Origin of the sequence: Nocardioides sp. WS12, from assembly GCF_014108865.1 — a bacterium.
Taxonomy (GTDB): Bacteria; Actinomycetota; Actinomycetes; order Propionibacteriales; family Nocardioidaceae; genus Nocardioides.
This window is the reverse complement of record NZ_CP053928.1, coordinates 4,369,711-4,396,255: the sequence shown is the minus strand read 5'-3', so window position 1 is coordinate 4,396,255 and position 26,545 is coordinate 4,369,711. Positions and strand designations below refer to the sequence as shown.

The 26,545-nt window shown below is 70.0% G+C and carries 29 protein-coding genes; 12 read left to right on the top strand and 17 right to left on the bottom strand.

The features are described from left to right. Positions 1-40: 40 nt before the first annotated feature. Positions 41-1,246, top strand: coding sequence for a SpoIID/LytB domain-containing protein (locus HRC28_RS21305; protein WP_182377376.1), 1,206 nt, complete (start codon positions 41-43; stop codon positions 1,244-1,246). Here the strand turns inward: HRC28_RS21305 and HRC28_RS21300 are convergent. Genes HRC28_RS21300 through HRC28_RS21290 form a run of 3 tightly spaced genes read right to left on the bottom strand, consistent with a single transcriptional unit; the run spans position 1,200 to position 3,405 of the window. Then, positions 1,200-2,396 (bottom strand): benzoate/H(+) symporter BenE family transporter, encoded by a 1,197-nt coding sequence (locus HRC28_RS21300; protein ID WP_237111599.1) that lies wholly within the window; start codon positions 2,394-2,396, stop codon positions 1,200-1,202. The genes HRC28_RS21305 and HRC28_RS21300 overlap by 47 nt on opposite strands. 23 nt (positions 2,397-2,419) lie before the next feature. Next, complete coding sequence (locus HRC28_RS21295; protein ID WP_182377375.1) at positions 2,420-2,704, bottom strand: DUF4873 domain-containing protein; 285 nt, start codon at positions 2,702-2,704, stop codon at positions 2,420-2,422. Beyond that, positions 2,701-3,405, bottom strand: coding sequence for a TetR/AcrR family transcriptional regulator (locus HRC28_RS21290; protein WP_182377374.1), 705 nt, complete (start codon positions 3,403-3,405; stop codon positions 2,701-2,703). Before HRC28_RS21290 ends, HRC28_RS21295 begins: the two co-directional genes overlap by 4 nt. Before the next feature lie 62 nt (positions 3,406-3,467). Between HRC28_RS21290 and HRC28_RS21285 the strand changes: the two genes are divergently transcribed. After that, positions 3,468-4,349 (top strand): diiron oxygenase, encoded by an 882-nt coding sequence (locus HRC28_RS21285; RefSeq protein ID WP_182377373.1) that lies wholly within the window; start codon positions 3,468-3,470, stop codon positions 4,347-4,349. Here HRC28_RS21285 and HRC28_RS21280 read toward each other — a convergent pair. From HRC28_RS21280 to HRC28_RS21270, 3 genes are read right to left on the bottom strand one after another with little or no spacing between them, the layout of a single operon-like run. After that, positions 4,339-4,734 (bottom strand): type II toxin-antitoxin system PemK/MazF family toxin, encoded by a 396-nt coding sequence (locus HRC28_RS21280; RefSeq protein WP_182377372.1) that lies wholly within the window; start codon positions 4,732-4,734, stop codon positions 4,339-4,341. The two genes, HRC28_RS21285 and HRC28_RS21280, sit on opposite strands and share 11 nt — an antisense overlap. Continuing rightward, complete coding sequence (locus HRC28_RS21275; protein WP_182377371.1) at positions 4,731-6,215, bottom strand: PH domain-containing protein; 1,485 nt, start codon at positions 6,213-6,215, stop codon at positions 4,731-4,733. The genes HRC28_RS21280 and HRC28_RS21275 overlap by 4 nt, the downstream gene beginning before the upstream one ends. A gap of 7 nt (positions 6,216-6,222) precedes the next feature. Next, positions 6,223-6,705, bottom strand: a complete 483-nt coding sequence (locus tag HRC28_RS21270) for a PH domain-containing protein (RefSeq protein WP_182377370.1) — start codon at positions 6,703-6,705, stop codon at positions 6,223-6,225. Positions 6,706-6,923: 218 nt separating this feature from the next. Between HRC28_RS21270 and HRC28_RS21265 the strand changes: the two genes are divergently transcribed. Both HRC28_RS21265 and HRC28_RS21260 read left to right on the top strand, forming a co-directional pair. After that, complete coding sequence (locus HRC28_RS21265; RefSeq protein WP_182377369.1) at positions 6,924-8,078, top strand: GGDEF domain-containing protein; 1,155 nt, start codon at positions 6,924-6,926, stop codon at positions 8,076-8,078. 11 nt (positions 8,079-8,089) lie between these two features. After that, positions 8,090-8,389 carry a DUF1905 domain-containing protein gene (locus HRC28_RS21260; protein ID WP_182377368.1) on the top strand — a complete coding sequence of 100 codons (300 nt, stop codon included), beginning with the start codon at positions 8,090-8,092 and terminating at the stop codon, positions 8,387-8,389. Between the two features lie 57 nt (positions 8,390-8,446). Here the strand turns inward: HRC28_RS21260 and HRC28_RS21255 are convergent, their stop codons facing one another. Continuing rightward, the gene (locus tag HRC28_RS21255) at positions 8,447-9,016 is read right to left on the bottom strand and encodes a hypothetical protein (RefSeq protein WP_182377367.1); all 570 of its coding nucleotides are present in this window, start codon (positions 9,014-9,016) and stop codon (positions 8,447-8,449) included. A 117-nt stretch (positions 9,017-9,133) separates the two neighbouring features. After that, positions 9,134-10,924, bottom strand: coding sequence for a biotin carboxylase N-terminal domain-containing protein (locus HRC28_RS21250; RefSeq protein WP_237111598.1), 1,791 nt, complete (start codon positions 10,922-10,924; stop codon positions 9,134-9,136). A gap of 183 nt (positions 10,925-11,107) precedes the next feature. Between HRC28_RS21250 and HRC28_RS21245 the strand changes: the two genes are divergently transcribed. Next, entirely contained in the window at positions 11,108-12,328 is a 1,221-nt protein-coding gene (locus HRC28_RS21245) for an acyl-CoA dehydrogenase family protein (protein WP_237111597.1), read from the top strand. A gap of 2 nt (positions 12,329-12,330) precedes the next feature. Here HRC28_RS21245 and HRC28_RS21240 read toward each other — a convergent pair whose 3' ends face one another. Then, positions 12,331-13,641: a hypothetical protein gene (locus HRC28_RS21240; protein WP_182377365.1), complete on the bottom strand. Its 1,311-nt coding sequence runs from the start codon at positions 13,639-13,641 to the stop codon at positions 12,331-12,333. After that, entirely contained in the window at positions 13,629-14,228 is a 600-nt protein-coding gene (locus tag HRC28_RS21235; protein WP_182377364.1) for a Maf family protein, read from the bottom strand. Before HRC28_RS21235 ends, HRC28_RS21240 begins: the two co-directional genes overlap by 13 nt. A 100-nt stretch (positions 14,229-14,328) precedes the next feature. On the opposite strand from HRC28_RS21235, the gene HRC28_RS21230 reads away from it, so the two are divergent. Both HRC28_RS21230 and HRC28_RS21225 read left to right on the top strand, forming a co-directional pair. Next, positions 14,329-14,844 (top strand): sigma-70 family RNA polymerase sigma factor, encoded by a 516-nt coding sequence (locus tag HRC28_RS21230; protein ID WP_237111596.1) that lies wholly within the window; start codon positions 14,329-14,331, stop codon positions 14,842-14,844. Further along, positions 14,837-16,093 carry a hypothetical protein gene (locus tag HRC28_RS21225; RefSeq protein ID WP_182377363.1) on the top strand — a complete coding sequence of 419 codons (1,257 nt, stop codon included), beginning with the start codon at positions 14,837-14,839 and terminating at the stop codon, positions 16,091-16,093. Before HRC28_RS21230 ends, HRC28_RS21225 begins: the two co-directional genes overlap by 8 nt. A 5-nt stretch (positions 16,094-16,098) precedes the next feature. Here the strand turns inward: HRC28_RS21225 and HRC28_RS21220 are convergent, their stop codons facing one another. Next, positions 16,099-16,551 carry an SRPBCC family protein gene (locus tag HRC28_RS21220; protein ID WP_182377362.1) on the bottom strand — a complete coding sequence of 151 codons (453 nt, stop codon included), beginning with the start codon at positions 16,549-16,551 and terminating at the stop codon, positions 16,099-16,101. A 35-nt stretch (positions 16,552-16,586) separates the two neighbouring features. On the opposite strand from HRC28_RS21220, the gene HRC28_RS21215 reads away from it, so the two are divergent. Next, positions 16,587-16,799 (top strand): hypothetical protein, encoded by a 213-nt coding sequence (locus tag HRC28_RS21215; protein ID WP_182377361.1) that lies wholly within the window; start codon positions 16,587-16,589, stop codon positions 16,797-16,799. Between the two features lie 13 nt (positions 16,800-16,812). Here the strand turns inward: HRC28_RS21215 and HRC28_RS21210 are convergent, their stop codons facing one another. Beyond that, positions 16,813-17,133: a hypothetical protein gene (locus tag HRC28_RS21210; protein ID WP_182377360.1), complete on the bottom strand. Its 321-nt coding sequence runs from the start codon at positions 17,131-17,133 to the stop codon at positions 16,813-16,815. An 80-nt stretch (positions 17,134-17,213) separates the two neighbouring features. On the opposite strand from HRC28_RS21210, the gene HRC28_RS21205 reads away from it, so the two are divergent. Continuing rightward, positions 17,214-17,858, top strand: coding sequence for a LysE family translocator (locus HRC28_RS21205; protein ID WP_182377359.1), 645 nt, complete (start codon positions 17,214-17,216; stop codon positions 17,856-17,858). Between the two features lie 10 nt (positions 17,859-17,868). Here the strand turns inward: HRC28_RS21205 and HRC28_RS21200 are convergent, their stop codons facing one another. Genes HRC28_RS21200 through HRC28_RS21185 form a run of 4 tightly spaced genes read right to left on the bottom strand, consistent with a single transcriptional unit; the run spans position 17,869 to position 21,388 of the window. Further along, complete coding sequence (locus tag HRC28_RS21200) at positions 17,869-18,681, bottom strand: ABC transporter permease subunit (protein ID WP_182377358.1); 813 nt, start codon at positions 18,679-18,681, stop codon at positions 17,869-17,871. Beyond that, positions 18,678-19,478, bottom strand: a complete 801-nt coding sequence (locus HRC28_RS21195) for an ABC transporter permease subunit (protein WP_237111595.1) — start codon at positions 19,476-19,478, stop codon at positions 18,678-18,680. The genes HRC28_RS21200 and HRC28_RS21195 overlap by 4 nt, the downstream gene beginning before the upstream one ends. A gap of 18 nt (positions 19,479-19,496) precedes the next feature. Further along, positions 19,497-20,282 carry an ABC transporter ATP-binding protein gene (locus HRC28_RS21190; RefSeq protein ID WP_182377356.1) on the bottom strand — a complete coding sequence of 262 codons (786 nt, stop codon included), beginning with the start codon at positions 20,280-20,282 and terminating at the stop codon, positions 19,497-19,499. A 2-nt stretch (positions 20,283-20,284) separates the two neighbouring features. Then, on the bottom strand, positions 20,285-21,388 hold the full coding sequence (locus tag HRC28_RS21185; protein WP_182377355.1) for an ABC transporter substrate-binding protein: 1,104 nt from the start codon (positions 21,386-21,388) through the stop codon (positions 20,285-20,287). Between the two features lie 179 nt (positions 21,389-21,567). Here HRC28_RS21185 and HRC28_RS21180 point away from each other — a divergent pair, with 179 nt between their 5' ends. The 3 genes from HRC28_RS21180 to xdhC are packed head-to-tail and all read left to right on the top strand — an operon-like array spanning position 21,568 to position 26,094. Continuing rightward, complete coding sequence (locus HRC28_RS21180; RefSeq protein WP_182377354.1) at positions 21,568-22,986, top strand: FAD binding domain-containing protein; 1,419 nt, start codon at positions 21,568-21,570, stop codon at positions 22,984-22,986. After that, positions 22,983-25,256: a xanthine dehydrogenase molybdopterin binding subunit gene (gene xdhB, locus HRC28_RS21175; RefSeq protein WP_182377353.1), complete on the top strand. Its 2,274-nt coding sequence runs from the start codon at positions 22,983-22,985 to the stop codon at positions 25,254-25,256. The genes HRC28_RS21180 and xdhB overlap by 4 nt, the downstream gene beginning before the upstream one ends. Position 25,257: 1 nt before the next feature. Continuing rightward, positions 25,258-26,094 carry a xanthine dehydrogenase accessory protein XdhC gene (xdhC, locus tag HRC28_RS21170; protein WP_182377352.1) on the top strand — a complete coding sequence of 279 codons (837 nt, stop codon included), beginning with the start codon at positions 25,258-25,260 and terminating at the stop codon, positions 26,092-26,094. On the opposite strand, the gene HRC28_RS21165 is transcribed toward xdhC, so the two are convergent. Beyond that, positions 26,047-26,541 (bottom strand): nucleoside deaminase, encoded by a 495-nt coding sequence (locus HRC28_RS21165; protein ID WP_272902643.1) that lies wholly within the window; start codon positions 26,539-26,541, stop codon positions 26,047-26,049. The two genes, xdhC and HRC28_RS21165, sit on opposite strands and share 48 nt — an antisense overlap. Positions 26,542-26,545 lie beyond the last annotated feature (4 nt).

The window sequence follows — 26,545 nt, the reverse complement described above, 5'->3', positions numbered from 1 at the left end:
ACCGGCCACGGGACTGGAACCGGCGGGTTACCCTCGACGGATGCGCCTGGTCTCGGGAACCCTCCTGAACGCCCTGACGGCCCTCCTTGCGGGGCTCGTCGCGGTCGTGGTGACGGCTGTCGTCGTACCGCCTGCGCAGGCGGCAGGACCCACCTCGCTGACCCTGATCGGTCGCGGCTGGGGCCACGGGCACGGCATGTCGCAGTACGGCGCCCAGAACGCAGCGAGGAACCACGGCCTCCTGGCCGGCCAGATCCTCGACTTCTACTACCCGGGCACGACCCCCGCGACCGCCACTGGGGTGATGGCTGTGCTGCTCACCGCGGACACCTCCAGCAACGTCGTGGTCGGGCACCGGACGGGGTTGACGGTGCGGAGCCTGAAGTCGGGCGCGATCTGGAAGCTCAACTCCAGCACCGCCAAGCAGTGGCAACTGGTCGCCCTGCCCGGCAACCGGTCGACGCGGCTGTCCGTCCTCGCCGACAAGTGGCGAACCGTGCGCGACATCCCCGGCCAGGCCGAGTTCGGGGCGGCCAATGCGCCGATCCGCGTCTACCACCCCGGCGGGTCTGCCACCTATCGCGGACGGATCCGATCGGCGATCCCGGCATCGGGCGTCGGCCGCGACACCGTGAACGTCGTCGGGCTCGAGGACTACCTCAAGGGCGTGGTGCCCGTGGAGATTCCAGCGCTGTGGCACGCGCAAGCCGTGCAGGCGCAGGCCGTGGCAGCGCGGACCTATGCCGCCTTCGCGCGCAGCAACCGGCACCCACCGCACTACTACCTGTGTGACACGAGCGCGTGCCAGGTCTACCGCGGCGTGGCCGCCGAGCACCCGGCGAGCGACGCTGCGATCAAGGCGACGGCCACCGCCATCCGGACGTACGACGGCCAGCCCGCCTTCACGCAGTTCTCCTCCAGCAACGGCGGCTGGTCCTCCGCCGGGTCGCGGCCCTATCTGGCGGCGAAGCAGGACCCCTACGACCTGTGGTCGGGCAACCCGAACACGAGTTGGCAGGCGGTCGTTCCGGCCACCACGATCGAGAAGGCCTGGCCGACGATCGGTGACTTCCTGAAGATCGAAGTGACCAAGCGCGACGGCAAGGGCAGTTGGGGTGGCCGGGTCACCGAGGTGCGCGTCCGCGGGGCGGCCGGAGTGGTCCTCGTCAGCGGCGACATCTTCCGGTCGCGCCTGGGGCTCAAGTCGACGATGCTGGCGTGTCCGGGTGGCGTGGCTTCCTGCTGATTCCGGACCGCTGCAGGAACGCCCGGATCAACAGCCCCACCACGAGTGCCCAGAAGGCGGCACCGATGCCGAGGACGGTCACCCCCGAGGCCGCGACCACCAGCGTCGCAGCGGCTGATTCGCGCTCGGCGGGGTCGGCGAGGGCCTCGGCCAGGGCAGCGCCCAGGGTGCCGAGCAGGGCCAGGCCCGCTGCGGCCTGCATCAGACCGTCCTCAGCGGCCACCACCATGGCGGCCAGAGCGCTGCTCGCGACAGCCAGCACCAGATAGGTCACCGATGCACTGACCGCGGCGATCCAGCGGCGGCTCCGGTCGGGCCCGGCGTCCGGTCCGGCGGCCAGGGCGGCGCTGATCGCGGCGAGGTTGATGGCGTGTGCGCCCGTCGGTGCTCCGACGATGGTCCCGATGCCGGTCACGGTCAGCGACTCGCGCCACGGAACGGTGTAGCCGAATCCGCTCATCACGGCGACGCCCGGCACGTTCTGCGACGCCATCGTGACGACGTACAGGGGGAGTGCGACGCCGATCAGTGCGGACCACGACCACGACGGCGTGGTCCACGCGACCGTCGGGGCCAGGGCTCCGGCGCCGATGTGGGCGGTGGCGAGGACGGTGCCGAGAGCGACAGCGAGGGCGCCCGGCACGGCCCAGCGCGGAGCGAGGCGCAGCAGCACCAGCCAGGTCAGGATCACCGGCGCGATCACCCAGGGTGCATCGACCAGCGCCGTCACCGGCGCCAGGCACAGGGGCAACAGGACCCCGGCGAGCATGGCGCGGGCGAGGCTGTGGGGGATCGCGGCGACCAGGTCGCCGATCCGGGGGATCAGTGCGGTCAGCACGATCAGGACGCCGGTGGCGACGAAGGCGCCGACGACGGCCGGCCAGCCGCCCGTCACGCCGGCGGTGGAGGCGAGCAGCGCGGCGCCTGGGGTCGACCACGCCAGGGTCACCGGGATCCGGTGCCGCAGCGACAGCCACAACATCCCGAGGGACTGGGTGACGCAGAGCGTCAGCAGGCCGGAGGCGGCCTGGTCGGGCGTCGCGCCGACCGCGGTCAGGCCCGCGAACACGACCACGAACGAACTGCTGAACCCGACGACCGCGGTCACGACACCGGCCATCACCGGTCCGTGTGTCGTCTGGGCAGCCACGGCCCGAGACTAGTGACCAGGGACTAGAAGGGCGGGACGCCGGTACCCGTGATGCGGAAACGGCCCCACGGGTCGCGATCGGACACCCGGCCGTCGGCCTCGCCGTGGTCGGTTCGCAGCCGGACGTGGGTGCCGCTCCGGAGCGTGGCGAGTGCGGGGGAGTCCGCAATCCGGCCGTACCAGTGGAAGTGCCCGTCGAGCGGCTGGAAGGCCCCACGGAGGGTCACGGTGACGGCCTGCTCGGTGCCGTCGAGCACGACCGTGGCTGGGCCGTCGTACGACGCCTGCGGCTCGTGGACGACGGTCATGCCTGCTCCTTGCGGATCGGGCGCACGATCGGCTGGACATTGGCGGGCGGGTCGAGGGCGGTGAGGTGGACGCCCTGCTCCTCGGCGGCGCCGGAGAGGGCGTGCCAGATGAAGTCGCTGAGGTACGCCGTGGCCGCTGCGCGGGACATCGTGCGGCGCTCCAGCCACCACTGGCCGACGGAGTTGCCGACGCCGACGATGGCGTGCCCCCACGGCTCGGCCGCACCTGCGTCGCCGCCGAGGTGCCGCAGGGCGTCGCCGAGCAGGCGGGAGAGCTTGGCCGCGATGACCGCCTTGCCGTCGTCGAGCGGGTCACCTCCGGCTGCGTGGTGGCGGATGAGCAGGAGGAAGGCCGCCGGGTGCTCCGCCAGGGTGTCGAGGTACGCCGTCGCGCCGCTGCTGACCCGGTCGCGCGCAGTCGCCGGGGTGAGGACGGCGGTGATCACCCGGTCCAGGACCAGGTCGGCGCACCAGGTGCCGATGGCGGCGTACAACTCGTCCTTGTCGGCGAAGTAGCGGTAGATGACCGGCTTGCTGACGCCGGCCTCGGCGGCGATGTCGGCGACCGAGGCGTCCGGCCCGAGCGCGTCGATGGCGCGGATCGCGGCCTGGACGAACTCTGCTCGACGGTCGGCCCGGTGCTTGTCCCACCGGGTCGTGCGCCCATCACTCTTGACGTTGCCCTTGACGTTGCCGGCCATGAGGAGAACAGTACAGGTAGACGTTACCGACGGTAATACTTAATCTTCCGAAGGACCTGGCCATGACGATCGTGGATCCCCTCGCCGACCGCCTGCTGCGCTCCACGGCCAAGCAGTCCTACGACCCCGACGTCGACCTCGACTGGGACGCACCGCCCGTCCCCGGCCTGTGGTGGATGCAGCCCGAGCGTATCTCCCTCTACGGCACGAAGCTGTGGGACCGGTTGAGCGAGGAGGAGCAGATCACGCTCTCGCGCCACGAGGTCGCGAGCATCGCCAGCGTCGGCATCTGGTTCGAGGTCGTCCTCATGCAGCTGCTGCTGCGTGACGTCTACTCCGCCGATCCGCGGGATGCGCGCACGCAGTTCGCGCTGACCGAGATCGGCGACGAGACCCGGCACACGGTGATGTTCGGTCGCGCGATCGGTTCGATGGGGATGCCCGCGTACGGCCCGCGGCCCCAGGTGCGGCAGTTCGCCAAGCTCGGACCGCTGGCCCTGCGTGGCCCGAGCGCGTACGCGTCGATCCTGATCGGCGAGGAGCCGGTCGACCGGTGGCAGCGCGACTCGATGCGCGACGAACGGATCCAGCCGCTGACCCGGATGGTGTCGCGGATCCACGTGACTGAGGAGGCCCGCCACGTCACCTTCGCCCGTGACGAACTGGCGAAGTCGGTGCGCACGCTCGGCCGCACCGAGCGGGTCTGGCACCAGTGGCTCACCGCCCAGGTCGCCTTCATCACCATGCGGTCGCTGGTGCACCCCGACGTCTACGCGTCGGTCGGGATCGACCCGCGCGAAGGCCGTCGAGCCGCCCTGGGCAACGAGAACTACCGCGAGACGATCGCCTGGATGGGCGAGAAGGTGATGCCGTTCCTCGAGGAGCAGGGGATGGTCGGCAGGGCGCACCGCAAGACGTGGCGCGCGTCGTTCCTCATGCGCTGAGGGCGGCGCGCGCCGCCACCACCGCCTCGTAGATGGTCTGGTCGAGGGCGGAGCCCTCGCGACGGACGTCGGCGGCGTCGAGGACGACGAGGCGGTTGAGGCGGACCTCGCTCTCGCGGCCGCGGGTGTCCCAGCCGCCGGAGCCGACATCCATCCAGACCCGCCCCCGCTGTGCTTCCTGCTCCTCGTCGCGATCGTGGTCCTTGCTCGTCATGACGAGGCAGTCGACGGTCGTCTGGCCTGCTGGGCCGACGCCCTTGCCGATCACGAGGACGGGGCGGTCCTTGCCCTGCTGCGGGTCGTCCTCGTAGGGCACCCACGCCCACACGACCTCGCCCGGATCGGGATCGCCGTCGAGGTGGGGTGCGTAGGTCCCGTCGGTCATGGGGTCTCCTTGAAGAACTGGCTGAGCAGGCCCGGCGTCGCCGCTTCGGCAAGGGCCAGAGCGGCAGGTGTGGGGACGTCGTCCACGTCGATGCGGCCGCCGCCACCTGCGGTGGTCGCGGCGAGATGGACCAGGCCCGCGCGGCGCTGGAACCAGGTGGCGCGGAGGTTCCAGCCGATGACGTGGGACGAGCCGAGGGCCGAACGGGCGCGGGTCAGTGAGCCCGACCGCATCACGACGTGGTCGGCGTGGTGGGCGTGGCCGAGGGACCGCGCGCGATCCGTGGCCAGGGCCAGCGCGATGCCGAGAGGCAGGGCTGAAGCGACGAGGAGCCACGGCGAGGCGCCGGCGGCCACCGCCAACGCCAGGAGTACGACGAAGGGTGATGCGCCGAGCAGGGCGCGGGTGTAGCGGCGCGTGGTTGCCGCGCGGCCATGGGTGAGGAGTGGCCCGTCGATCGGCTCCGCCGTGCCGAGCACGGTGCGCGCGACGTCGTACGCCGTTTCCGCGGGAGCGGGCGGCAGGAGCGCCGAGGAACTGGCCTGGCTGCGGTCCAGGCCGGTCACGATGGCGCTGACCGAGCGGCCGTTCGCGAGGCGCAGCAGCGCCGGCTCGCCGAGGTTCACACCAGCGAGGCGGGCCACGTCGATGCTGGTCTCGCGCTTGGTGAGCAGGCCCCGGTGGACGTGCCAGGCGGCGCCGTGCCGCGACAGCAGGAAGCCGGCGTTGGTGAGCAGGTAGCCGCCGACGGTCACCACGACGGCCAGCAGGGCCACCACCCCGACGATCGTGAGGATGAATCCGGTGTCGATCGCGGCGAGGTCCTCCTCGCTGACCTCGATGTCGAGGCCCTCGGAGAACTGCAGGGCGACACCAGTCAGGGCGCTGAAGGCCACGATTGCGGTGCCGCTGAAGGGTGCGTACCAGAGCCAGCGCGGCGAGAACCGCGCCACGACCTGTTCGACTTCGTCGCTGGGTGCCTCGTCGGCGCCGCCGTACGCCTCGTCCGCTGGTCGAGCCTGTCGAGACCCCAGCAGATGGACCCGCAGTGCGTTCGCCTGCTCGCGGGGGAGGGCGTCGAGGGAGAGTCGCTCGTCGGCATCACTGACCACGCTGCCGGTGCCGATGACGACGGTCGCCAGGCCCAGCATCCGGTGCAGGACCGACGCGGTCAGGTCGACGGTGCGGACGCGGTCGACCGGGGTCGAAAGCGTGTGGCGTTGCAGGAGGCCACGGCGCAGTTCGATGCGTCCGGCGGTGACCCGATAGGTGGTGGTGAAGTAGCGCACGATGCCGAGCGCAACGGGGACGAGGACGCCGAGCAGGGCCCAGGGGCCGGAACCGGAGACGCCGCCGGCGACCACCAGGCCGAGCAGCACGGGGAGGAACTTGGCGCCTTCCTTGAGTGGATGGATCAGCAGCATCCGCGGATCGAGCCGCTCCCAGACAGCGGCGCCGGTCGCTGTCTCGACCTCACTCATGTCGCGCTCATGTCGCGTCGCCCGCCACCAGGTCGGCCTTCCGGGTGAGTTCGTCGATGAGGGCCACCGCGACGTCGCGGTCCAGGCCCTCGATCTGCAGCGGCCCGGCGGCCGACGCGGTGGTCACCGTGACCGTGGCCAGGTTGAAGAGCCGGGCCAGCGGTCCTTGCGCGAAGTCGACGGTCTGCACCCGCGACATCGGGGCGATCCGTCGCTCGCGGGCCCACCATCCGCGCTGCGTGTAGACCGCCGTGGCCGAGACCTCCCAACGGTGCACCCGATACCGCCACTGCGGTACGACGACCGCGGCTGTTGCGAACAGCAGCAGCGGGACGCCGGCCAGCCACCAGCGGACAGCGTCCGGTGCCCAGAGCGCGATCGCGACACCGGCGGCGATCCCGGTGACGGCCGCTTCGATGCCGGCCGTGACGTGCCACAGGGTGAGTGCCCGGGGACTGACCCGCTGGGCCGGATCGCGCAGTTCACTCACGCGACCGACCTTAGCCAGTGGCTGGTTCAGGTGGCGGCGCGGTTGAGTGCGCCGACCTGGGCAACGCTCGCTCGTCAGGACCTTCGTCCCGGCGGTGGAGGTCTCGGCCAGCCCGGAATGACCATGGCGCTGCGGACATCGACCATGATTTGCTGGACGGTCCCTCTTCGGCCCCCATTCGCTCGTCGGGCCGCTCGCTACGGACCTAACGTGGCGACGTGGACACCATCACCCTGCGTGTGGCCTTCGGCCTCGTGGCCGTGTGTGTCCTCGCGCTCTTCTACGGCGTGACCTACCGCTCCACCCGGTCCTCCTACAGTGCCTGGTGGTGCCTCTCGCTGGCGTGCTTCATCCTGAGCGCGTTGCTGTTCGTCCTCAACGGCACCCCGGTACAGGTCGCCGCCAATCCGTTGGGCAACGCGACCGGTGTGCTCGGTGCGGGCTGCGTCTGGGCCGGTGCCCGGTCGCTTCGCGGTCAGAAGGTCCCGTGGTGGCCGTTGCAACTGGTTCCTGCCCTGGTCCTGCTGGTGTCGCTGCTGGATGACCCGGTCCACGACCGGTGGTCCGGTGGCATTGCGTACCTCCTGGCCATGACCTTGCTGATCGGGTGGTCGGCTGTCGAGCTCCATCACCTGCTCCGGGAGCGTGACTCCGGGGACGGCAACGGCGACCAGATCCGCTTCGCGGTGACCTCGATGGCGATCACCTCGGGGTGCATCGCGGGGTACTACCTCGTGCGAGCGGTCGTGTTCGTCGTCGTCGGCCCGGATCACCCGGTCTTCGACGTCGGGTTCGGTGGCCAGACGACGACATTGCTCACCATGGTCCTCCTGGTGGTGGTCACGTTCAGCATGTCGGCGCTCAGCCACGAGCAGCAGACCTCCGACCTGCGGTTGCAGGCCACCCGGGACGCGCTCACCGGTCTGCTCAACCGCGCCGAGTTCTTCCGCGTCGTCGAGCGCGACCTCCGGGGTCGTGGTGGCCGGCCGGCAGCGTTGGTCATCGCCGACCTGGACCGGTTCAAGGACCTCAACGACAGGCTGGGCCATACGGCTGGCGACGAGGCGCTGATCGCCTTCTCCGAGAGCTGCGAAGCCATCGTCGGCAACGGTGGTCGCGTCGGTCGGCTGGGCGGCGACGAGTTCGTGCTCCTGGTTCCCGATGTGGAAGCCGAGCAGTTCGTGGGAGCGATCGCGACCCGTTACGGACGAGGCGGCGAGCAGCGCTCAGCCAGTTTCGGGATCGCCACCATGTCCGGCGGGAGCGACGTCGCCTCCGCCATGGTTGCCGCCGATGCCGCGCTGTACCGCGCGAAGGCTGACGGACGTGGTCGGGCAAGCCGTGCGGCCGATGAATCGCGGCTCGATTCGTAGTCCGCACTTCCATGAGCGATGAAGCGCATGGCACTGGCCCACTGGACGTCACCTTCAGCGAGCCCCTCTGCAAGAGCACCGACAGCCCCAACGCCTGGACCTGCGTGAAGTGGGCGGAGTCCGTCGACTACTTCGGCACGAAGGGCCTGGTGAAGGTTCGCGGCACGATCGACGGGGTGCCGTTCACGACCTCCTTCATGGCGCTCGGCAACGGAACGCACATGCTGCCCGTCGCCGCCGCCGTACGGAAGAAGCTGGGCAAGGGTGAGGGCGACACGGTCGAGGTGGCGCTCAAGGAGCGGTTGTCCTGACGGGGGACCGGGCAGGTGGCGCGCAGACGGGCGTACCTCCGTGGGACGGTCGTGTTGTCAGTACGCCTGGTGTCCCGGCGGAGTGGCGTCCTCGTCCAATGACACTCGGCGAACCTCCAGGTCGGGCAGGCTCAGGAACGACTTGATGAGATGTTCTGAGCCTCCGAGGCAGTACCAGTCGTCGTCCCACAGCCACGACAACAGCCAGGAATGGTCCGTCGGGAAGATCAAGTCAGGGCCGCGACCGTGGAAGTCTGATCTGTCACCGCGCCAGGTCAGGGCCTCGTCCGGCCCGGCCAGAACGAGCACGTAACTCCAGTCTGCGTAGAGCTTCACGCGAGGCGCCTCGGGGAAGACCACGTCCGATGCCCCAGTTTCGAGGAACCCTAGCCACCATTTCCGCCCGCGGGAGTGCTCGCGAAGATGTCGCACGACCGGCAGTGCGTGGTTCTGCTCGGGCACAACGATGGTCGCGTAGGCCTCGAAGACCGGGGGGATGGCTGAGGTGATCTCCAGACCACTCCGCGTCGAGTCCTGGATCCAGGTGACGTCGGCGGCGGTACCGATGCGCCATTCTCGACCCCATTTGCGCAGGCTGCTCGACTCACGATCTGTCGGCTGCGTCATGTGTCGATCTTTGCATCGAAGCGCTCCGCCTTGCGCACGGTTTCGCGCCATCGGCGGCTTGTAGATGCGAAACGCCCCCACCAACCGGCGGGGGCGTTTCGACGAACCTGGTAGGCGTCAGCCCTTGATCTCGCAGACCACTTCGCCGTTACCGATCGTGGCGCCGACCTCGGCGGTCAGGCCGGTGATGGTGCCGGCCTTGTGGGCCTTGAGGGGCTGCTCCATCTTCATCGCCTCGAGCACGACCACGACGTCGCCCTCGGCGACCTCCTGGCCTTCTTCGACGGCGACCTTGACGATGGTGCCCTGCATCGGGCTGGAGACCGAGTCGCCCGAAGCGGCTGCGCCGGCCTTCTTGCCTGCGGAGCGCTTGGGCTTCTTGGCGCCACCGCCGCCACCGGTGGAGATGCCGCCCAGGCCTGCGGGCAGGACGACCTCGACGCGCTTGCCGCCGACCTCGACGACCACGGTCTGCTTCTCGCCGGCCTCTTCGGCCTCGCCAGCAGTGCCAGCGTAGGGAACGATCTTGTTGTCGAAGTCGGTCTCGATCCACGTGGTGTAGACGTCGAACGAGCCCTCCCCGGTGGGGTTCGAGGAGGCGACCCAGGCCGGGTCGTTGGTGATGACCTCGTGGAAGGTGATGGCGGTCGGCATCCCGTCGACCTCGAACTCGGACAGGGCGCGGCGCGAACGCTCGATCGCCTGGGTCCGGGTCGCGCCGGTGACGATCAGCTTGGCGACGAGGGAGTCGAACGAGCCGGGAACGGTCTCGCCCTTCTCGTAGCCACCGTCGACGCGGACGCCCGGGCCCTGCGGCGGGTTCCACGCGGTGAGCGTGCCGGGGGCGGGCATGAAGTTGTTGCCGCCGTCCTCGGCGTTGATGCGGTACTCGATCGAGTGGCCACGGATCTCGGGGTCGTCGTAGCCGAGCTCCTCGCCCGCGGCGATGCGGAACATCTCACGCACCAGGTCGATGCCGGTGACCTCTTCGGAGACGCAGTGTTCGACCTGGAGGCGGGTGTTGACCTCGAGGAACGAGATGGTGCCGTCGGCCGCGACGAGGAACTCGCACGTGCCGGCGCCGACGTACTTGGCTTCCTTGAGGATCGCCTTCGAGGAGTCGTACAGGCGCTGGTTCTGGTCGTCGGTCAGGAACGGCGCGGGCGCCTCCTCGACCAGCTTCTGGTGGCGGCGCTGCAGCGAACAGTCGCGGGTCGAGACGACCACGACGTTGCCGTACTTGTCGGCCAGGCACTGGGTCTCGACGTGGCGCGGCTTGTCGAGGAACTTCTCGACGAGGCACTCGCCGCGACCGAAGGCGGAGATTGCCTCGCGGACGGCCGATTCGTAGAGCTCGGGGATCTCTTCGAGGGTGCGCGCGACCTTGAGGCCACGGCCACCGCCACCGAAGACCGCCTTGATGGCGACCGGGAGGCCGTGCTCCTTGGCGAATCCGACGATCTCGTCGGCGTCCTTGACGGCGTCCTTGAGGCCCGGGGCCAGCGGGGCGCCGGCAGCGAGGGCGATCTGCTTGGCCTTGGCCTTGTCGCCGAGGCCTTCGATCGCCTCGGGGGAGGGGCCGATCCAGATCAGCCCGGCGTCGATGACGGCCTGGGCGAACTCGGCGTTCTCGGCGAGGAAGCCATAACCGGGGTGCACGGAGTCGGCGCCCGACTTCGCGGCGATGTCGAGGATCTTCGGGATCGAGAGGTACGACTCGGCGGGCGTCGAGCCACCGAGGGCGTACGCCTCGTCGGCGAGGCGCACGAACAACGCGGTCGCGTCGGGCTCGGCGTAGATCGCGACACTGCCGATACCGGCATCCTTGGCGGCGCGGATCACACGGACCGCGATCTCGCCACGGTTGGCAATGAGGACCTTGCGCAGCGGCTGCACGGACTGAGACACGGGAACTCCTGTCGAGCGGTCGATGGCGGTGCTTCGCACGCCAACGACGGATTCTAGGGCGTCCTAGCTTTGTCGCCTTGACCGGATCCAGAGACCGGGCAGTAACCCGGCGGCGCGGGCACGACAAAAATCCACTCATCGCGTGGTTAGCAATCGTTAACCTCGTGTTCTAGGATGGCGCCCATGACCCAGTTCGAACTGTCCCGCGAGCACGAGGAGTTCCGCCGTACGGTGCGCGACTTCGCCGACGCAACGATCCGTCCCCACGTTGCGGAGTGGGACAAGGCGCACCACTTCCCCACGGACGTCATCCAGAAGATGGGCGAACTCGGCCTGTTCGGCCTCACCTCTCCCGAGGAGTACGGCGGCGCCGGGCTCGACGCGGAGGACGGCCCGTTCACCTCGCTCTGCCTGGCCATCGAGGAGCTCGGCCGTGTCGACCAGTCCATCGGTGTCACGCTCGAGGCCGGCGTCGGCCTGGGCATCAACCCGATCCTGACCTACGGCACCGACGAGCAGAAGAAGACCTGGCTGCCCGACCTCGTGTCCGGACAGCGCCTGGCCGGGTTCGGCCTGACCGAACCCGGAGCGGGCTCCGATGCGGGCGCGACGAAGACCAAGGCCGAGGTCGATCCGTCCTCCGGTGAGTGGGTCATCAACGGCAGCAAGCAGTTCATCTCCAACTCCGGCTCGTCGATCACCTCCCTGGTGACCGTGACCGCCCGCACCGGGGTCTCGACAAGCTCGACCACGGGTGAGCAGCGTCCGGAGATCTCCACGATCGTCGTACCGGCCGGAACGCCCGGCTTCACCGCCGAAGCCGCCTACGACAAGCTCGGCTGGCACATCTCCGACACCCACCCGCTGTCCTTCGTCGACTGCCGGGTCCCTGAGGAAAACCTGCTCGGTGAGCGCGGTCGCGGCTACGCGCAGTTCCTCGCGACGCTGGACGACGGCCGGGTCGCGATCGCTGCGCTCGCGGTCGGCCTGATGCAGGCCTGCGTCGACCTGTGCGTCGAGTACTCGCTGGACCGCCAGACCATGGGCGGGCCGATCGGACGCAAGCAGGGTGTCGCGTTCCAGATCGCCGACCTCGAGGTCATGCTGCACGCCTCGCGCCTGCTGACCTACCGCGCGGCCGCGATGAAGGACGCCATGCTCGGTGGCGGCGGACCGTCGGTGAAGGAGTTCAAGCAGGCCGCCTCGGTCGCCAAGCTCTACTCCTCGGAGTCCGCGGTCACCGCGACCCGGATCGCGACGCAGGTGTTCGGCGGCTACGGCTTCATGGAGGAGTACCCCGTCGCGCGGTTCTACCGCGACGCGAAGATCCTGGAGATCGGCGAGGGCACCTCGGAGGTGCAGCGGATGCTGATCGCCCGCGGCCTCGGCCTGCCGGTCGAGTAGTCCTAGCGGCGGTGTCGGCCGCGCTTCACGTGGTGGTGGACCCTGTTGAGCACGAAGAGCAGGGCCGCGACGATCGCCAGGCCGCCGGCCACCAGCAACTCGACGGGAAAGCCGTCGTCGGAGACCTTCGGCGGGGTGCGGGCGGCCACGACGGGCGCCTGCAGGGTGCCGTCGACCAGCCGCGATCCGGCCTGCGGCCCGATCAGGCCGTCGAGTTCGGTGTAGGCCGGCACGCCGTCCTGCGCCTCGCCGCTCCGCGCGAGCGTCACGGTCGCGGGCACGCTCAGCGCCGCGTCCTCGGGTGAGGTCGCGGCGGTGCCGTCGGCGGCTGTGCCCGTCCAGCTGATCACGACGTAGTGGATCCCGGCGAGTGACTCGGTGTTGATGCCCGCGTCGTAGGAGTCCCGGTTCGGGTAGGCGACCACGTGGGACTGCGCTCCGGTGCGGAACGACCCGGTCCCTTCGGTCCAGTCGGCCGGTCGGGCGTCGGTGAAGGACACCTGGCTGGTGCCGAGCATCGGGCCGACGACCTGCACCCTGATCCCGTCGGTGGCCGGGGCGCCCTTCGGGAGGACGGCGTCGAGTTGGGCCGCGAGCGACTGGTCCCAGTCGAGCGGGATCGCCAGCACGAGGGTCCGCCCGGGTCGCAGCTCGAGACGGAACGTCCCGTCGCGGACCACGGGCGCGTTCGTCGGTGTGGTCCCGAGCGGGAGCTCACGCGCCGTGGCCGCCGGCACCAGCGGCGTCCACGCGCGCTGTTCGGGCGTCGGCAGCACGTCGAAGGAGTACGACGACAAGGGCGGCTCCTCGAACACGAGGATCTCGAAGGCCAGGTCGGCATCGGCCGCTTCGATGGGTGCCCCCACCGACAGGAAGAGCCCGTCGGCCGTCGCGCATTCGTGGTCGGTCACGTCGGTCCAGGTCGACACGGTGGTGAACAGGACGGGAGCTGGCTCGCCGAGGGTCGGCCGGAACACGCCGCCACTGCCGCAGCCCTGGTCGCCGGGCGTCGTACCGACCTTGAGCCGGAGGCCTTCGCCGATGGAGTTGCCGGAGCCGACGTACAACGCCGCGACGTGGAAGGTGGTGCCCGTTTCGGTGCGGGGGAGCCGGTAGTGGAGCTCGCCCGTGGCCGGCAACCGGTCGAGGTAGCGGCCGGTGGTGAGGGCGGGCGCCTGGGCGGGATCGGCGGTGCCGGCGACGGGGGTGCCGGCCAGCGCGGGACCCGGGTCGTCGTCGGCACCGGACGGCGCCGGGAGAACGAGCGACAGCAGGAAGGTCGCGAGGATCGCCGCCCGGGTCAGCGCGCCCACAGGTCGGTCCACTGGTGCCCGAGCTCCCGGACCAGGCCGCGCACCAGCGGCAGGCTGACGCCGACGACGTTGTGGTGATCGCCCTCGATGCGGGTGACGAAGCCGCCGCCGAGTCCGTCGACGGTGAACGCTCCCGCGACGTGCAGGGGTTCGCCGGTCGCGACGTAGGCGGCGATCTCCTCGTCGGTGACGTCCGCGAAGTGCACGGTCGTCGAGGCGGTGGCGGCTGACTGTTGTCCCGATGCCACGTCGCGCAGGCAGTGGCCGGTGTGCAGCACGCCGGAACGTCCGCGCATGGCCTCCCAGCGACGGACGGCGTCGGCCGCGTCGTCCGGCTTGCCGAGGGCCTCGCCGTCCAGTTCGAGGACCGAGTCGCACCCGAGCACGAGGGCATCGGCGGGCAGGTCGGAGCGGTCGGCCACGGCGCCGCACTTCAGCTCGGCCAGCCGCAACGCGAGCTCGGCCGGTGGGATGCCCACGATCTGCGACTCGTCGACGCCGGACACGATCACCTGCGGGTCGAAACCCGCGCTCCGCAGGGTCGCCAGACGGGCAGGGGACGCGGACGCAAGGACCAGCACAGGCACGTGCCCACACTACTGAGCCGGAGATTTCGCCTGCGACGCAACCTTCCGGGCCTGTCGCGGGTCGTGTGAGTGACAGAATCCGAGCGACCTGGGAGGTGCCGTGGACACTGTGCCCGATGACCCGATCCGTCGGTGTTTCGACGTGTCCTACCGTCGCCTCGTCGGTCAGTTGTACGGCGTCTGCGGCAGCCTGACCGAGGCCGAGGAGGCGGTCGCCGAGGCCTTCGCCCGGGCCGTGGCCGCGCGCCGCACGTTCGAGCGGGTGGCCGAACCCGAGGCCTGGCTGCGCACCGTCGCGGTCAACGTGGCCCGGACCCGCCACCGCCGGCGCCTGATGGGCGATCGACTGCACCGCCGCACCGCGTCGGCCGTCGACGGACGGATGCCTGAACTCACCGATGACCGGCTCGCCCTCGTGGCAGCACTCCGGTCCCTTCCCCAGCAGCAGCGCGAAGCGCTGGCGCTGCACTACCTCGCCGACCTCCCCGTTGCAGAGGTCGCCGAGACCCTCGGAGTGCCGGTCGGCACCGTCAAGGCACGGCTCAGTCGCGGACGCACCGCGCTCGCCGCGGTCCTGGGCACCGAGGCCATCGTCAATGGAGGTTCCCGTGGCTGACATCGAGCAGGTCCTCAACGGCGAGCGCGGCGACGTCGCACGTCTCGCCGCCGACGCCGCGCAGGTGCCGGACTTCGAGTCGCTCGCGCGGCGCGGTCGTGGTCGTCGTACCCGACGGCAGGCGGGGGCGCTCGCGGCAGCCGCGCTGGCCGTGGCCGGGATCGTGGGGGCCGTGCAGGTGTTCGGCAACGGGGACGGCGACGTACGACCCGGGCCGGCCGACACCCCGTCACCGACGGCGCCCGCGTCGGAAGCCTCCGATGGTCCGAGCCAGGCGGAGTTGGCGGCCGTCGTGGACGCGGCCGATGCGTCGATCCTGTCGATGGCCGTCACTCCGGGCGACCCCGAGCGGATGGCCGTCCTGTGGCAGTGGGAGGACCAGCGTTGGGTGCTGGCCTGGACCACGGACGGCTTCGCGACCCGCTCCCTACGAGCCGTGCCGAGCGGCTCGAGCCTCACCGCCGCAGCCGACGGGGCCTTCGTGCTGCGTGAGGGCTGGGAGGGCGCGGTGCTGCGCCTCCTCGACGACGAAGGGGTCAGCGACCCGGTCGCGGTGGCGGACAAGGTGGAACCGGTCGGTGCGGGAGAGGTGCCGGTCGTGCTCGCTCCCGAGGAGGGCGGCACTCCGGTCATCGCGGTGGCGGCCGACGGTACGGGCCACCCCATCCCGGTGCGCGCCGGACTCGACAGCCTCCAGTCGTTCGGCAACCGGTTGGCCGGCTTCACCTACGGCGACGGCCTCACCTACTACTGGTCCGACGACGGTGGTGCGACCTGGCAGGACGCCGACCCGGGGCCGGGCGAGTTCCCGCCGCTGGTGGTCCAGTCGGCCATCGGGCAGGACCACGCGATCTTCGAGGGCGGCGACGGCGCCACGTTGTTCCCCTTCGTGGCGATCCGTACGGCGAGCGCAGCAGCGCCGGACCAGTGGACGCGGACGGAGGCAGAGAAGGGCGTCGACTACTTCACGCTCGGTGGCGCATGGAACGAGGACGGCGAGATCCGTGTCCTCGCAAGCCGCTGGAACGACAAGGACCGGCTCGTGGATGCCGGCGTCTGGCGGGTCGTCGGCGGATCTCTGGAGAAGGTCGCCGGCACCCACCCGGAGGTCACGGACTCTCCCGACGTGGCGCCCCTCGGCTTCGAGTACGTCGACGGGCCGGTCGTGTGGGTCCCGGGCACGAATCCCGGCGAGGTGTGGCGCACGACCGACGGCGGCGCGACCTGGGAGCAGTTCGCGGCGCGCTGACCGGCTCAGGCCTCGGCGGCAGCCTTGATCCGCTCGAGGGTCTGCTGCATGCCGGCGGTCAGCGTCGCGAGGAACGGGTCCTGGCCGCCGAAGAAGCCGTCCGTGAGTTCCTTCGACAGGTCGGACAGGCCGTCCGGGGTGTCGCGGGTCTGGGTCAGCAGGGTGCCCTCGCCGTCGGCCTCCAGGCGGAACGTCCAGATCGCCCAGTTCTCCACGACCTTGAAGGAGAGCTCCTTCTCCGGGTCGAAGCGCACGATCTCGGCGTGCGTCGTCCACTCCAGCTCGCCCTCCCGGTTGCGGTTGGTGAACTCGGCGCCGAGGCCGAGGTCGAAGCCGCTGCGCAGGCGCGTCGAGGTCACCTGCGGGCTCCACTCGGGCATCCGGCAGACGTCGCTGACCAGTTCCCACACGCGGGCCGGCGTGGCGTTGATCCGGATGGACTGTTCGAGATCAGACATGCCGACACCCTAGGTGGCCGATGTCATCATGGGACATGGACAAACCCACCGGGCCCGGCAGTTCGATCTGGAACGACCTGCAGAAGGTGCGCGTCACCAACGGCAAGATCGAGGCCCCGGTCCGCGCGAACAGCACCGACGGGATCCAGATCGGCAGCTACCAGCTGCCGGACACGTCGTCGGAGCCCAAGGGCGAACGCAAGCCCGGTCTGCTGGCCCGCCTCGTCGCGCGGTTCAGGCGCCGCTGAGCGCTGAGGCGGCTCAGGCGGAGCGCGTGGCCTGGTTGTGTGCCCGTCGTACGAGATCGACGACGGAGACGTCCTGACCGAGCGTCCCCGAGTTCGCCTGGCGGTCCATCCACATCGCGGCATCGAGGGTGTCGGTCGCCAACTGGCGGAGGTCGTCGGAGGTCAGTTCTCCGTACGACGACTCGGTCACCGTCGCGGTGAAGGCCGCGGTCGGGCCTTCGAGCCACCAGGTCCGGATCAGGCCGAAGGTCGGGCCTTCGTGCAGGAGGGAGCCAGCCTCCTCATCAGCGTGCTCCTCGGCGCTGGTGATGCACCACGGCGGACAGGTCGTCATGGGCGAACCATCGGTCGGGTCGGCCTGCGGCTGAGTGGAAACGAAGTCGCGATCTCGCGCGGCGTGACGGATACTTGCTCATGCCTTCGTCCAGCCAGTTCGCAGCCTTTGCGATCGCCTCGATCCTGTTCATCCAGGTGCCGGGCCCGAGTCTGCTGTTCACCATCGGCCGCGCCCTCACCGTCGGTCGGCGCGACGCACTGCTCTCGGTGGTCGGCAATGCGCTCGGACTGGTCGCGCAGGTCATCCTCGTCGCGATCGGGCTGGGCGCGGTCGTGGCCGCCTCGGCCACCGCGTTCACGATCATCAAGCTGATCGGCGCGGCGTACGTCATCTACCTCGGCGTCCAGGCGTTCCGGCACCGCGCCGACGCGCGGGCCGCACTCGAGCAGGCGGGTCAGGGCGGTGGTTCGCCGGGCGGTGACCTCAAGGCGGTGCGCACCGGTTTCGTGGTGGGGGCGACGAACCCGAAGACCATCGTGTTCTTCGTGGCCTTCCTGCCGCAGTTCATCGACTCCTCCGCTGCCGCCGCACCCCAACTGGTGCTCCTCGGTGTGCTGTTCGGCGTGATGGCCGTGGCCTCCGACACCTGCTGGGCGCTGGCCGCCAGCCGCGCCCGGGACTGGTTCGCGCGCAAGCCGGAGCGGCTCGACACGCTCGGTGCTGCCGGTGGCGTGATGATGGTCGGTCTCGGCGCCGCACTGGTCACCACCAACAACCACTGACCGCGCCCGATCAGCTCTGCTGCTGGCTCATCCCCATCCGGGCGAGGACGACGTTCTCCAACAACTGGACGAGGTTGTAGAGCACGAGGGTGATCGCGGTGATGATCGCGACCGAAGCCCACAGGTCATCGAACTTCGCGGCGGCGTTGAACTTCTGGATCGACCCGCCGATGCCCTGGCCGGTCGAGAGCCACTCGGCGAGCAGCGCTCCGGTGACCGCGCCCGGCACGGAGACGCGGGCCGCGGCGAACAGGGACGGCAGGGCTCCCGGGATCGAGACCTTGCGGAGTGCGGTGAGGTTCCCGCCGCCGTACACGTGGACCAGGTCGAGGCTCTCCTTGCTGGCCCGGCTCAGTCCGAACAGCGCCGAGGCGAGGGCGGGGAAGAGCACCACGATGCTGCCGATGGTGGCGACCGAGGCCGTCGAGCCGCGGCCGGTGATCAGGATGATGACCGGCGAGATCGACACGAGCGGGACGCTGCGAAGCAACAGGGCCAGCGGCATCACGCTCGCCTCGACGACCTTCGACAGCGAGAAGCCGACGGCCAGCACGATGGCGATCGACAGGCCCACGACGAACCCCAGCGCCGAGTCCTTCAGGGTCTGGACCATCAGCGGCTGCATGGACGCGCGATTGTCGGCCGCCAGCCGTCCGGGCGCCGCTCCGGCCTCGTCCACGAACAGGAACCGGAAGACGTCGAGCGGGCCCTTGGCGACGTACGGCGAGACGCCGGCGAAGCTGACCACGGCCTGCCAGAGCGCGAGCACGATGAGCAGCGTGGCGAGGGCGTTGACCAGGGAGCGGCCGATGGCGCGGGTCATCCGGCACTCCGTCCGGCCACCCACGGCGTGATCAGGCGGGCGATGAGCCCGAACGCGGCGTACCCGATGAGGGCGACCAGCGCGCACAGCAGGAACACGGCCCACACGCGCACCGAGTCGAGCGAGCCCTGGAGCCGGATCAGGGTGATGCCGACGCTGCGGTCGGTGGCGCCGAGGTACTCGCCGAGGACCGCTCCCAGCAGGGACGTGGGTACGGCGACCTGCAGCGCGTTGAGGATGGCCGGGAGGGCCGAGAGCAGGCGGACCTTGAGGAGTTGGCGCACCCGGCCGCCGCCGAACACGCGGACGACATCGAGGCTGGCCCGGTCGGCGGACTTGAACCCGAGCAGCGCCCCGACCACGGTGGTGAAGAAGACCGACAGCGCGGCCAGGAAGATCGCCGTCTTCGACGGGTCGCCGGGGGTGTTCGCGCCGCCGAGCGCGACGATCGCGATGCCGCCGACCGCCACGATCGGCAGGCAGTAGGTCACGACGGCGATCTGGACGACCACGGGTTCGATCCGGGGGACGAGGAGCACCGTGGCTGCAAGCAGCAGGGCGAGTCCGTTGCCCCACAGGAACCCGATGGCGGCCTCGTGGATGGTGACGGAGAAGAAGTCCCAGTAGGCAGAGAAGCCGTCATCGATGATCTGGCGGAAGACCGCCAGCGGGGACGGGACGGGGTCGTACGTGGTGCCGGCGTCCGGGCGGAATGCCAGCGCGGAGAACAGCCACCAGCCCGCGACCAGCCCGACACAGCCGAGGATCGTCGCCAACCAGCCGGGGATCCGGATCACGACCACCTCATGACGCGCTCATGACTCGGCGTCCGCGCGCCCGTCGGCTCCGAAGAGGATCTCCGAGGCCTGGTCGACGAGGGCGTGGAACTCGGGCGTCCGCATCATCTCGGGGGTGCGCGGCCGAGGCAGGTCGACGTCGATGATCGCCTTGATCCGGCCCGGTCGCGCCGACATCACCGCGACCTGGTCCGAGAGGAAGATCGCCTCCGAGATGCCGTGCGTGACCAGCAGGGTGGTGGCCGGCTTCTCGGTCCAGATCCGCAGCAGTTCCAGGTTGAGGTTCTGGCGGGTCATGTCGTCGAGAGCACCGAACGGTTCGTCGAGCAGCAGCACGGACGGCTTGAGCGCGAGAGCACGCGCGATCGACACCCGTTGGCGCATGCCACCGGACAGTTGCGCGGGCAGGCTTTTCTCGAAGCCACGCAACCCGACGAGGTCGATCAGTTCCTCGATGTAGGCCGTGTCGACCGGGCGCCCCGCGACCTCGTAGGGGAGTCGGATGTTCTTCGTGACGCTGCGCCACGGCAGCAGGGCGTGGTCCTGGAAGGCGATGCCCAGCTCACTGCCCCGGCGCAACTCGGCCGGAGTCTTCCCGTCGACCAGTGCCGTGCCGGCGGTGGGCTGCTCCAGGTCGGCGAGGATCCGCAGGATCGTCGACTTCCCGCAGCCCGAGGGGCCGAGGAGGGCGAGGAAGGAGCCGACCTCGGTGTGGAGGTCAGCCCCTTCCAGAGCCGTGATGCTGCGGCCCCGGCCGACCTTGAACGTCTTGGTCAGTCCGGTGACCTGCAATCCGGTGCTCATGATCAGGGCAGGTATCCCTTGAGGTCCGGGTTCTCCTCGTAGATCTCGTCGATGATGCTCGTGTCGAAGAGGTCCTCGACGCTGACCTTCCAGCCGGCAGCGGCGAGCGATGCGACGGTCTGGTCCTTGAGCTCGTCGGTGATGGTGAACAGGCCGTTCGCCTCCGTGTCCGGCGTGGAGATCAGCAGCTTCTGCGCGTCCAGACCGAGACCGGTCTTCTTGGGGTCCAGCGCGCCGAACACGGCCTCGAGGCCCTCGGCGTTGTCGGACGCGGCCTTGTTGTAGAACTCCGTGATCACGCCGACGGTGTCGTCGGTCGGGTTCTTGAAGACGTCGGTCCAGCCCTTGATCTCGGCGATGAGGAAGTCCTTGAGGAGTTCCTTGTTCTCGGCGAGGTACTGGTCGGTGACGCTGAAGGTCTCCGCGACGTACGGCACGCCGTTGTCGGCGTACGGCAGGTTGGTGACCTCGTGGCCGGCGAGCTCGACGGTGATCGCCTCGTTGGTCAGGTACGCCATGAAGCCGTCGACCTTGCCCTCCATCAGCGGCGTCGGGTCGAAGTCGACGGGGACCACCTCGACGTCGTCCTTCGAGATGCCGTTGGCGTTCAGGATCGCCTCGAACACGCTGGCGTTGGAGTCCTGGACGCCGATCTTCTTGCCCTTCAGGTCAGCGGGCGTCTTGATGTCGCCGCCGTCCTTGAGGGACAGGATCGTGAAGGGGTTCTTCTGGAAGGTCGCGCCGATGATCTTCAGCGGGGCGTCCTCGTTGGCGATGGCCGCGCCGATCGAGGCGGCGTCGCTCAGGGCAACCTGGACGGTGCCGCTCAGGAGCTTCGCCACCCCCGTGTCGGGGCCCGAGATGCCGTTGACGGCGCTGAAGCCTGCGTCCTCGTAGTAGCCCTTGTCGTAGGCGTAGAACTCGCCGGCGAACTCCTCGTTCTTGATCCAGGAGTACTGGACGCTGATCTCGCCGTGGCCGCTGCCTTCATCGGCGTCGTCGCTGCCGCAGGCCGCGAGGCCGAGCATGCCGACGGCGGCCACCATCGTGGCCGCCATGATCCGGATGCGCCGGCGTGAGCGCGGGCGAGGGGACGGGTGGGTCATGTGTTCTCCTGCGTGGGCTGGCGTCGGGACCGGTCCGAGATGCAACAGCAGTTGCTGATGAGCGACGCTATGAGCGCAGCGTTTCAGTGCTGTCGCTCTGCGTTTCGGCACGGTTAATTCGTTCCGTCTCGTCGACAAGTGGACCCGGAGGCATGGGGAGCAGGCCTACGGTGGGGGTGATGAGCACCGACCCGGCCGCCAATCTGCCGCAGGCTCCCGTCACCGTCAACGGGACCGTCCGGTCGTTCGCTGCTGCCGGTCCTGCGCTCAACGCCCTCGACTGGTTGCGGGGCATCGGCCTGACCGGCGCGAAGGAGGGCTGCGCGGAGGGTGAGTGCGGCGCGTGCGCCGTCCTGATCGCGCGCTCAGGCGTGGACGCGGCGACGGAGTGGACGGCGATCAACGCCTGCCTGATTCCGGCGGCCGCCCTGGCTGACCAGGAGGTGCTGACCTCGGAAGGACTGGGCACGCCGGAGGCGTTGCACCCCGTGCAGCGCGAGCTCGCCGGCCGGGGTGGCTCCCAGTGCGGCTACTGCACGCCGGGCTTCGTCTGCAGCATGGCCGCGGAGTACTACCGGCCCGGCCGCGTCGAGTTCGACCACCACGCACTGTCCGGAAACCTGTGCCGGTGCACCGGATATCGCCCGATCCTCGACGCCGCAGAGGCGCTGGGCCATCCCGTCGAAGGCGACCGCTTCCTCTCGCGTACGACGGAGCCGACTCCTGCAGCGCCGGCGCGCTGCGCGCCCGGGTGGGTGCGCCCGGGATCTCTCGACGAAGCGCTCGCGGCCCTCGGAGAATCCGGAGCGGTTGCTCTGGCAGGGTCGACCGACCTCGGGGTCGAGGCCAACCTGCGGGGTGCCCGGCCGGCACTTCTGGTCGCGATCGATCAACTGGACGAACTGCGTCGGCTGGACGTGGGCACGGACGTCGTGGAGATCGGCGCGGCCCTGTCGTTGTCGGAGATCGAGCGCGAGTTGGCCGGCCGGATCCCGTTGCTGGAGGAGGTGTTCCCGCAGTTCGCGTCGCGGCTGATCCGCAACGGCGCGACCATCGGCGGCAACCTCGGCACCGGCTCGCCCATCGGCGACCTGCCACCGGCGCTGCTCGCGTTGTCCGCCGAGGTGGTGCTGGTGTCGCCCGCGGGGGAGCGGGTCGTGCCGCTCGCGGACTACTTCACGGGCTATCGGGCGACGGTGCGGCGGGCCGACGAACTGATCGGTCGCGTGCGGATCCCCCTTCCGTTGGCCCCGATGACGGCGTTCCACAAGATCGCCAAGCGGCGCTACGACGACATCTCGTCGGTCGCGGTGGCCTTCGCTGTCGAGGTGGTGGACGGCGTGGTGGCTCGCGCCGCGATCGGGCTGGGTGGAGTGGCGGCGACACCGATCCGGGCGACGGCGACGGAGGCCGCCCTGGTGGGCCAGCCCTGGTCGACCGCGACGGTGCAGGCGGCCGCCCAGGTGTTGTCCGGCGAGGGCACACCGCTCGACGACCACCGGGCGAGCGCGGCGTATCGCAAGGCGATGCTCGGACAGTCCCTCCTTGGCTTCGAGGTTCGCTGGCGCTCGCGCCTCAACCACCAGGAGTCGCAGTGATCGGCCGGCCGCTCCCGCACGAGTCCGCGGCGCTGCACGTCACTGGTCGCGCGCTCTACACCGATGACGTCGCCGCACGGATGCCCGGACTGCTCCATGCGCACCCCGTCCAGGCGTCCCACGCACACGCCCGGATCACCCGCCTCGACGTGTCTCCGGCGCTCGACGTCCCCGGGGTGGTGCGGGTATTGACCGCCGCCGACGTGCCGGGCATCAACGACGCCGGCACCAAGCACGACGAGCCGCTGTTCCCCGACGAGGTGATGTTCTTCGGCCACGCCGTCGCGTGGGTGCTGGCCGACGATCTCGAGAGTGCCCGGCTCGGTGCCCTCGCCGTGGTCGTGGAGTACGAGCCGTTGCCGTCGATCATCGAGGTCACCGACGCGATCGCCCAGCAGAGTTTTCAGGGCGCCCGACCGCGTCTGGAGCGCGGCGACGTGGCCGCGGGATTCGCGGCCAGCAGCCAGGTGTTCGAGGGCGAGATCGAGTTCGCCGGACAGGAGCACTTCTACCTCGAGACCCACGCATCGCTGGCGAGCATCGACGACGACGGCCAGGTGTTCGTGCAGTGCAGCACCCAGCACCCCACCGAGACGCAGGAGATCGTCGCCCACGTTCTCGGGCTCGCGAGCCACCAGGTCACCGTGCAGTGCCTGCGGATGGGCGGCGGCTTCGGCGGCAAGGAGATGCAGCCGCACGGGTTCGCCGCGATCGCGGCGCTCGGCGCGCGGCTCACCGGCCGCCCTGTCCGGGTGCGGCTGACCCGCCAGCAGGACATGACAATGACCGGCAAGCGCCACGGATTCCACGCGTCGTGGAAGGTCGGCTTCGATGACGACGGCCGCCTGCAGGCCCTCGAGGCGACGCTCACGTCCGACGGTGGCTGGAGCCTGGACCTGTCCGAGCCCGTGCTCTCCCGCGCGCTGTGCCACATCGACAACGCGTACTGGATCCCTCACCTGGCGGTGGACGGGCGGATCGCGCGCACCCACAAGACCTCACAGACCGCGTTCCGCGGCTTCGGCGGCCCGCAGGGGATGCTCGTGATCGAGGACATCCTCGGCCGCTGCGCTCCGGCGCTCGGTCTCGCGCCCGATGAGCTCCGCAGGCGGAACTTCTACGTCGACGACCAGCCGACGCCGTACGGGCAACCGGTGCGGCACGCTGCCCGTCTCGACCGGGCGTGGCAGCAGGTGCTCGACACCAGCGACTTCGCGAAGCGGCAGGACGACATCGCGAGCCACAACGCCCAGGACCCCCATTCCAAGAGGGGTCTGGCGATCACGCCGGTGAAGTTCGGCATCTCCTTCAACTTCACGTCGTTCAATCAGGGCGGCGCGCTGGTGCACGTCTACAAGGACGGCTCGGTGCTGATCAACCACGGCGGCACCGAGATGGGCCAGGGCCTGCACACCAAGATGCTGCAGGTCGCGGCCACCACCCTGGGCCTGCCGATCGAGCGGGTCCGGCTGGCGCCGACGCGCACCGACAAGGTGCCGAACACGTCCGCCACGGCGGCCAGTTCGGGCGCCGACCTCAACGGGGCTGCCGTCAAGGACGCGTGCGAACAGATCCTCGGGCGGCTTGCTCCGGTGCGCGAACGCCTCGGTCTGGATCCGTCGGTCGAGCCTGTCGAGACATGGGAGGACCTGGTCCGCGCCGCCTACCTCGACCGCATCCAGCTCTGGGCCGCCGGTTTCTACCGGACCCCCGGTCTCAGCTGGGATGCATCGACGATGACCGGCCATCCCTTCAAGTACTTCGCGTACGGCGTCGCGGCCGCCGAGGTCGAGGTCGACGGCTTCACTGGTGCCTACCGGGTGAACCGGGTCGACATCGTCCACGACGTCGGCGACAGCCTCTCCCCGCTGGTCGACATCGGCCAGATCGAAGGCGGCTTCGTGCAAGGCGTCGGCTGGCTGACCCTGGAGGACCTGCGCTGGGACAACTCCGATGGTCCGTCGCGCGGTCGGCTCGCGACCCAGTCGGCGTCGACGTACAAGCTGCCGAGCCTCTCCGAGATGCCTCTCGGTTTCCGGGTCGCGTTGCTGGAGCACGCTGCGGACGACGGCGCGGTCTACGGCTCCAAGGCGGTCGGAGAGCCGCCGTTGATGCTGGCATTCGCGGTGCGGGAGGCGTTGCGCGACGCGGTCGGCGCGTTCGGGGTCTCGACAGGCTCGACCAGCGGAGCGCTGGGCGTCGAGCTGGCCTCACCCGCCACGCCCGAAGCGGTCTACTGGGCGATCCAGACCGCGAAGGGGCAGGCGTGACATGGACTGGCTCCGCGCGCTCCAGCACCTCCGCGACACGCGGACTCTGTGCGTCCTGGTCACCGTTGCCGAAGTGCGGGGCCACGCCCCACGGGAGGCCGGTGCCAAGCTCGTGGTCACCGCGACGGAGACGTGGGGGAGCGTCGGCGGTGGCAACCTCGAGGAGGCCGCCGTACGACGGGCGCGGGTCCTGCTGGCCGACGGCACCGCGACGCCGGTGACTGAGCGGCACGACCTGTCCGACAAGGCGCCGCTCGAGCACGGGGTGCAGTGCTGCGGTGGCGAGGTCACCCTGCTGCTCGAGCCGGTGGGGGTGCTGCCGTCGTACGCGATCTTCGGGATGGGCCACGTCGGGTTCGAACTGGCGCTGCTGCTGGGGCGCCACGACCTCGACCTTCACCTCGTCGACTCCCGAGCCGATCAACTCGACGACGCCCGACTGGCGCCACTCCTGACGGGACCAGCCGACGTCCACGTGCACCGGGTGTCCGTGCTCCCGGAACTGGTGATCGCCGAACTGCCGCGCGGCACGCACACCCTGGTGCTGACGCACGACCACGCCGAGGACCTCGCGTTGCTCGACGCGCTGCTGCGCTCCGACGTGCCCGGGTCGATCGGTCTGATCGGGTCGTCGGCGAAGTGGGTTCGCTTCCGGTCGAAGCTGGCCGACCTCGGTCACACAGCAGACGAGATCGCCCGGATCCGCACGCCCATCGGCGATCCCGCAGTCACGGGCATCCACAGCAAGAAGCCGGCTGCGATCGCACTCGGCGTCGCGGCGGAACTCCTGTCAGTACGCAGTCCGCTTCTCGTGAGCGAGCCACGCGTCGAACGGTGACGACGCGTTGTCGGGCCGCAGGTTGTCGATGTCCATCGACCACTCGGACCGGGGCCGGTCGAAGAGTTCGTAGAACTCGCTGTCGTCGAACCCGCCCCTGGCCGCGTCCTCGCGGTCGGCGGCGTAGACGACGCGGTCCAGTCGCGCCCACAACGATGCCGACAGGCAAAGCGGGCACGGTTCGCAGGAGGTGTAGAGGGAGCAGCCGGCGAGGCTGAATGAGCCGATCGCCGTACACGCGGCGCGGATCGCCATCACTTCCGCGTGGGCGGTGGGATCGAGGTCGCGGGTGACCCGGTTCTGCCCGAAGGCGATCAGCTTGCCGTCCTGCACGATGACCGCGCCGAAGGGCCCGCCGCCGTCGTCGACGTTGGCGGTCGCGAGCTCGACCGCACGGGCCAGCCATGCTGCGTCACTGTCCAGGCCGTTGTTCGGGTCGCCGGTCACTGGT

Coding starts and splice junctions, on each gene's coding strand:
- HRC28_RS21295 (WP_182377375.1), bottom strand. CDS start 2,704: ATGACCGTCGTCCACGAGCCGCAGGCGTCGTACGACGGCCCAGCCACG.
- HRC28_RS21280 (WP_182377372.1), bottom strand. CDS start 4,734: ATGACCGACGGGACCTACGCACCCCACCTCGACGGCGATCCCGATCCG.
- HRC28_RS21190 (WP_182377356.1), bottom strand. CDS start 20,282: ATGAGCACCGGATTGCAGGTCACCGGACTGACCAAGACGTTCAAGGTC.
- HRC28_RS21290 (WP_182377374.1), bottom strand. CDS start 3,405: ATGGCCGGCAACGTCAAGGGCAACGTCAAGAGTGATGGGCGCACGACC.
- HRC28_RS21285 (WP_182377373.1), top strand. CDS start 3,468: ATGACGATCGTGGATCCCCTCGCCGACCGCCTGCTGCGCTCCACGGCC.
- HRC28_RS21215 (WP_182377361.1), top strand. CDS start 16,587: ATGGACAAACCCACCGGGCCCGGCAGTTCGATCTGGAACGACCTGCAG.
- HRC28_RS21275 (WP_182377371.1), bottom strand. CDS start 6,215: ATGAGTGAGGTCGAGACAGCGACCGGCGCCGCTGTCTGGGAGCGGCTC.
- HRC28_RS21305 (WP_182377376.1), top strand. CDS start 41: ATGCGCCTGGTCTCGGGAACCCTCCTGAACGCCCTGACGGCCCTCCTT.
- HRC28_RS21220 (WP_182377362.1), bottom strand. CDS start 16,551: ATGTCTGATCTCGAACAGTCCATCCGGATCAACGCCACGCCGGCCCGC.
- HRC28_RS21200 (WP_182377358.1), bottom strand. CDS start 18,681: ATGACCCGCGCCATCGGCCGCTCCCTGGTCAACGCCCTCGCCACGCTG.
- HRC28_RS21260 (WP_182377368.1), top strand. CDS start 8,090: ATGAGCGATGAAGCGCATGGCACTGGCCCACTGGACGTCACCTTCAGC.
- xdhC (WP_182377352.1), top strand. CDS start 25,258: ATGGACTGGCTCCGCGCGCTCCAGCACCTCCGCGACACGCGGACTCTG.
- HRC28_RS21185 (WP_182377355.1), bottom strand. CDS start 21,388: ATGACCCACCCGTCCCCTCGCCCGCGCTCACGCCGGCGCATCCGGATC.
- HRC28_RS21210 (WP_182377360.1), bottom strand. CDS start 17,133: ATGACGACCTGTCCGCCGTGGTGCATCACCAGCGCCGAGGAGCACGCT.
- HRC28_RS21180 (WP_182377354.1), top strand. CDS start 21,568: ATGAGCACCGACCCGGCCGCCAATCTGCCGCAGGCTCCCGTCACCGTC.
- HRC28_RS21205 (WP_182377359.1), top strand. CDS start 17,214: ATGCCTTCGTCCAGCCAGTTCGCAGCCTTTGCGATCGCCTCGATCCTG.
- HRC28_RS21245 (WP_237111597.1), top strand. CDS start 11,108: ATGACCCAGTTCGAACTGTCCCGCGAGCACGAGGAGTTCCGCCGTACG.
- HRC28_RS21255 (WP_182377367.1), bottom strand. CDS start 9,016: ATGACGCAGCCGACAGATCGTGAGTCGAGCAGCCTGCGCAAATGGGGT.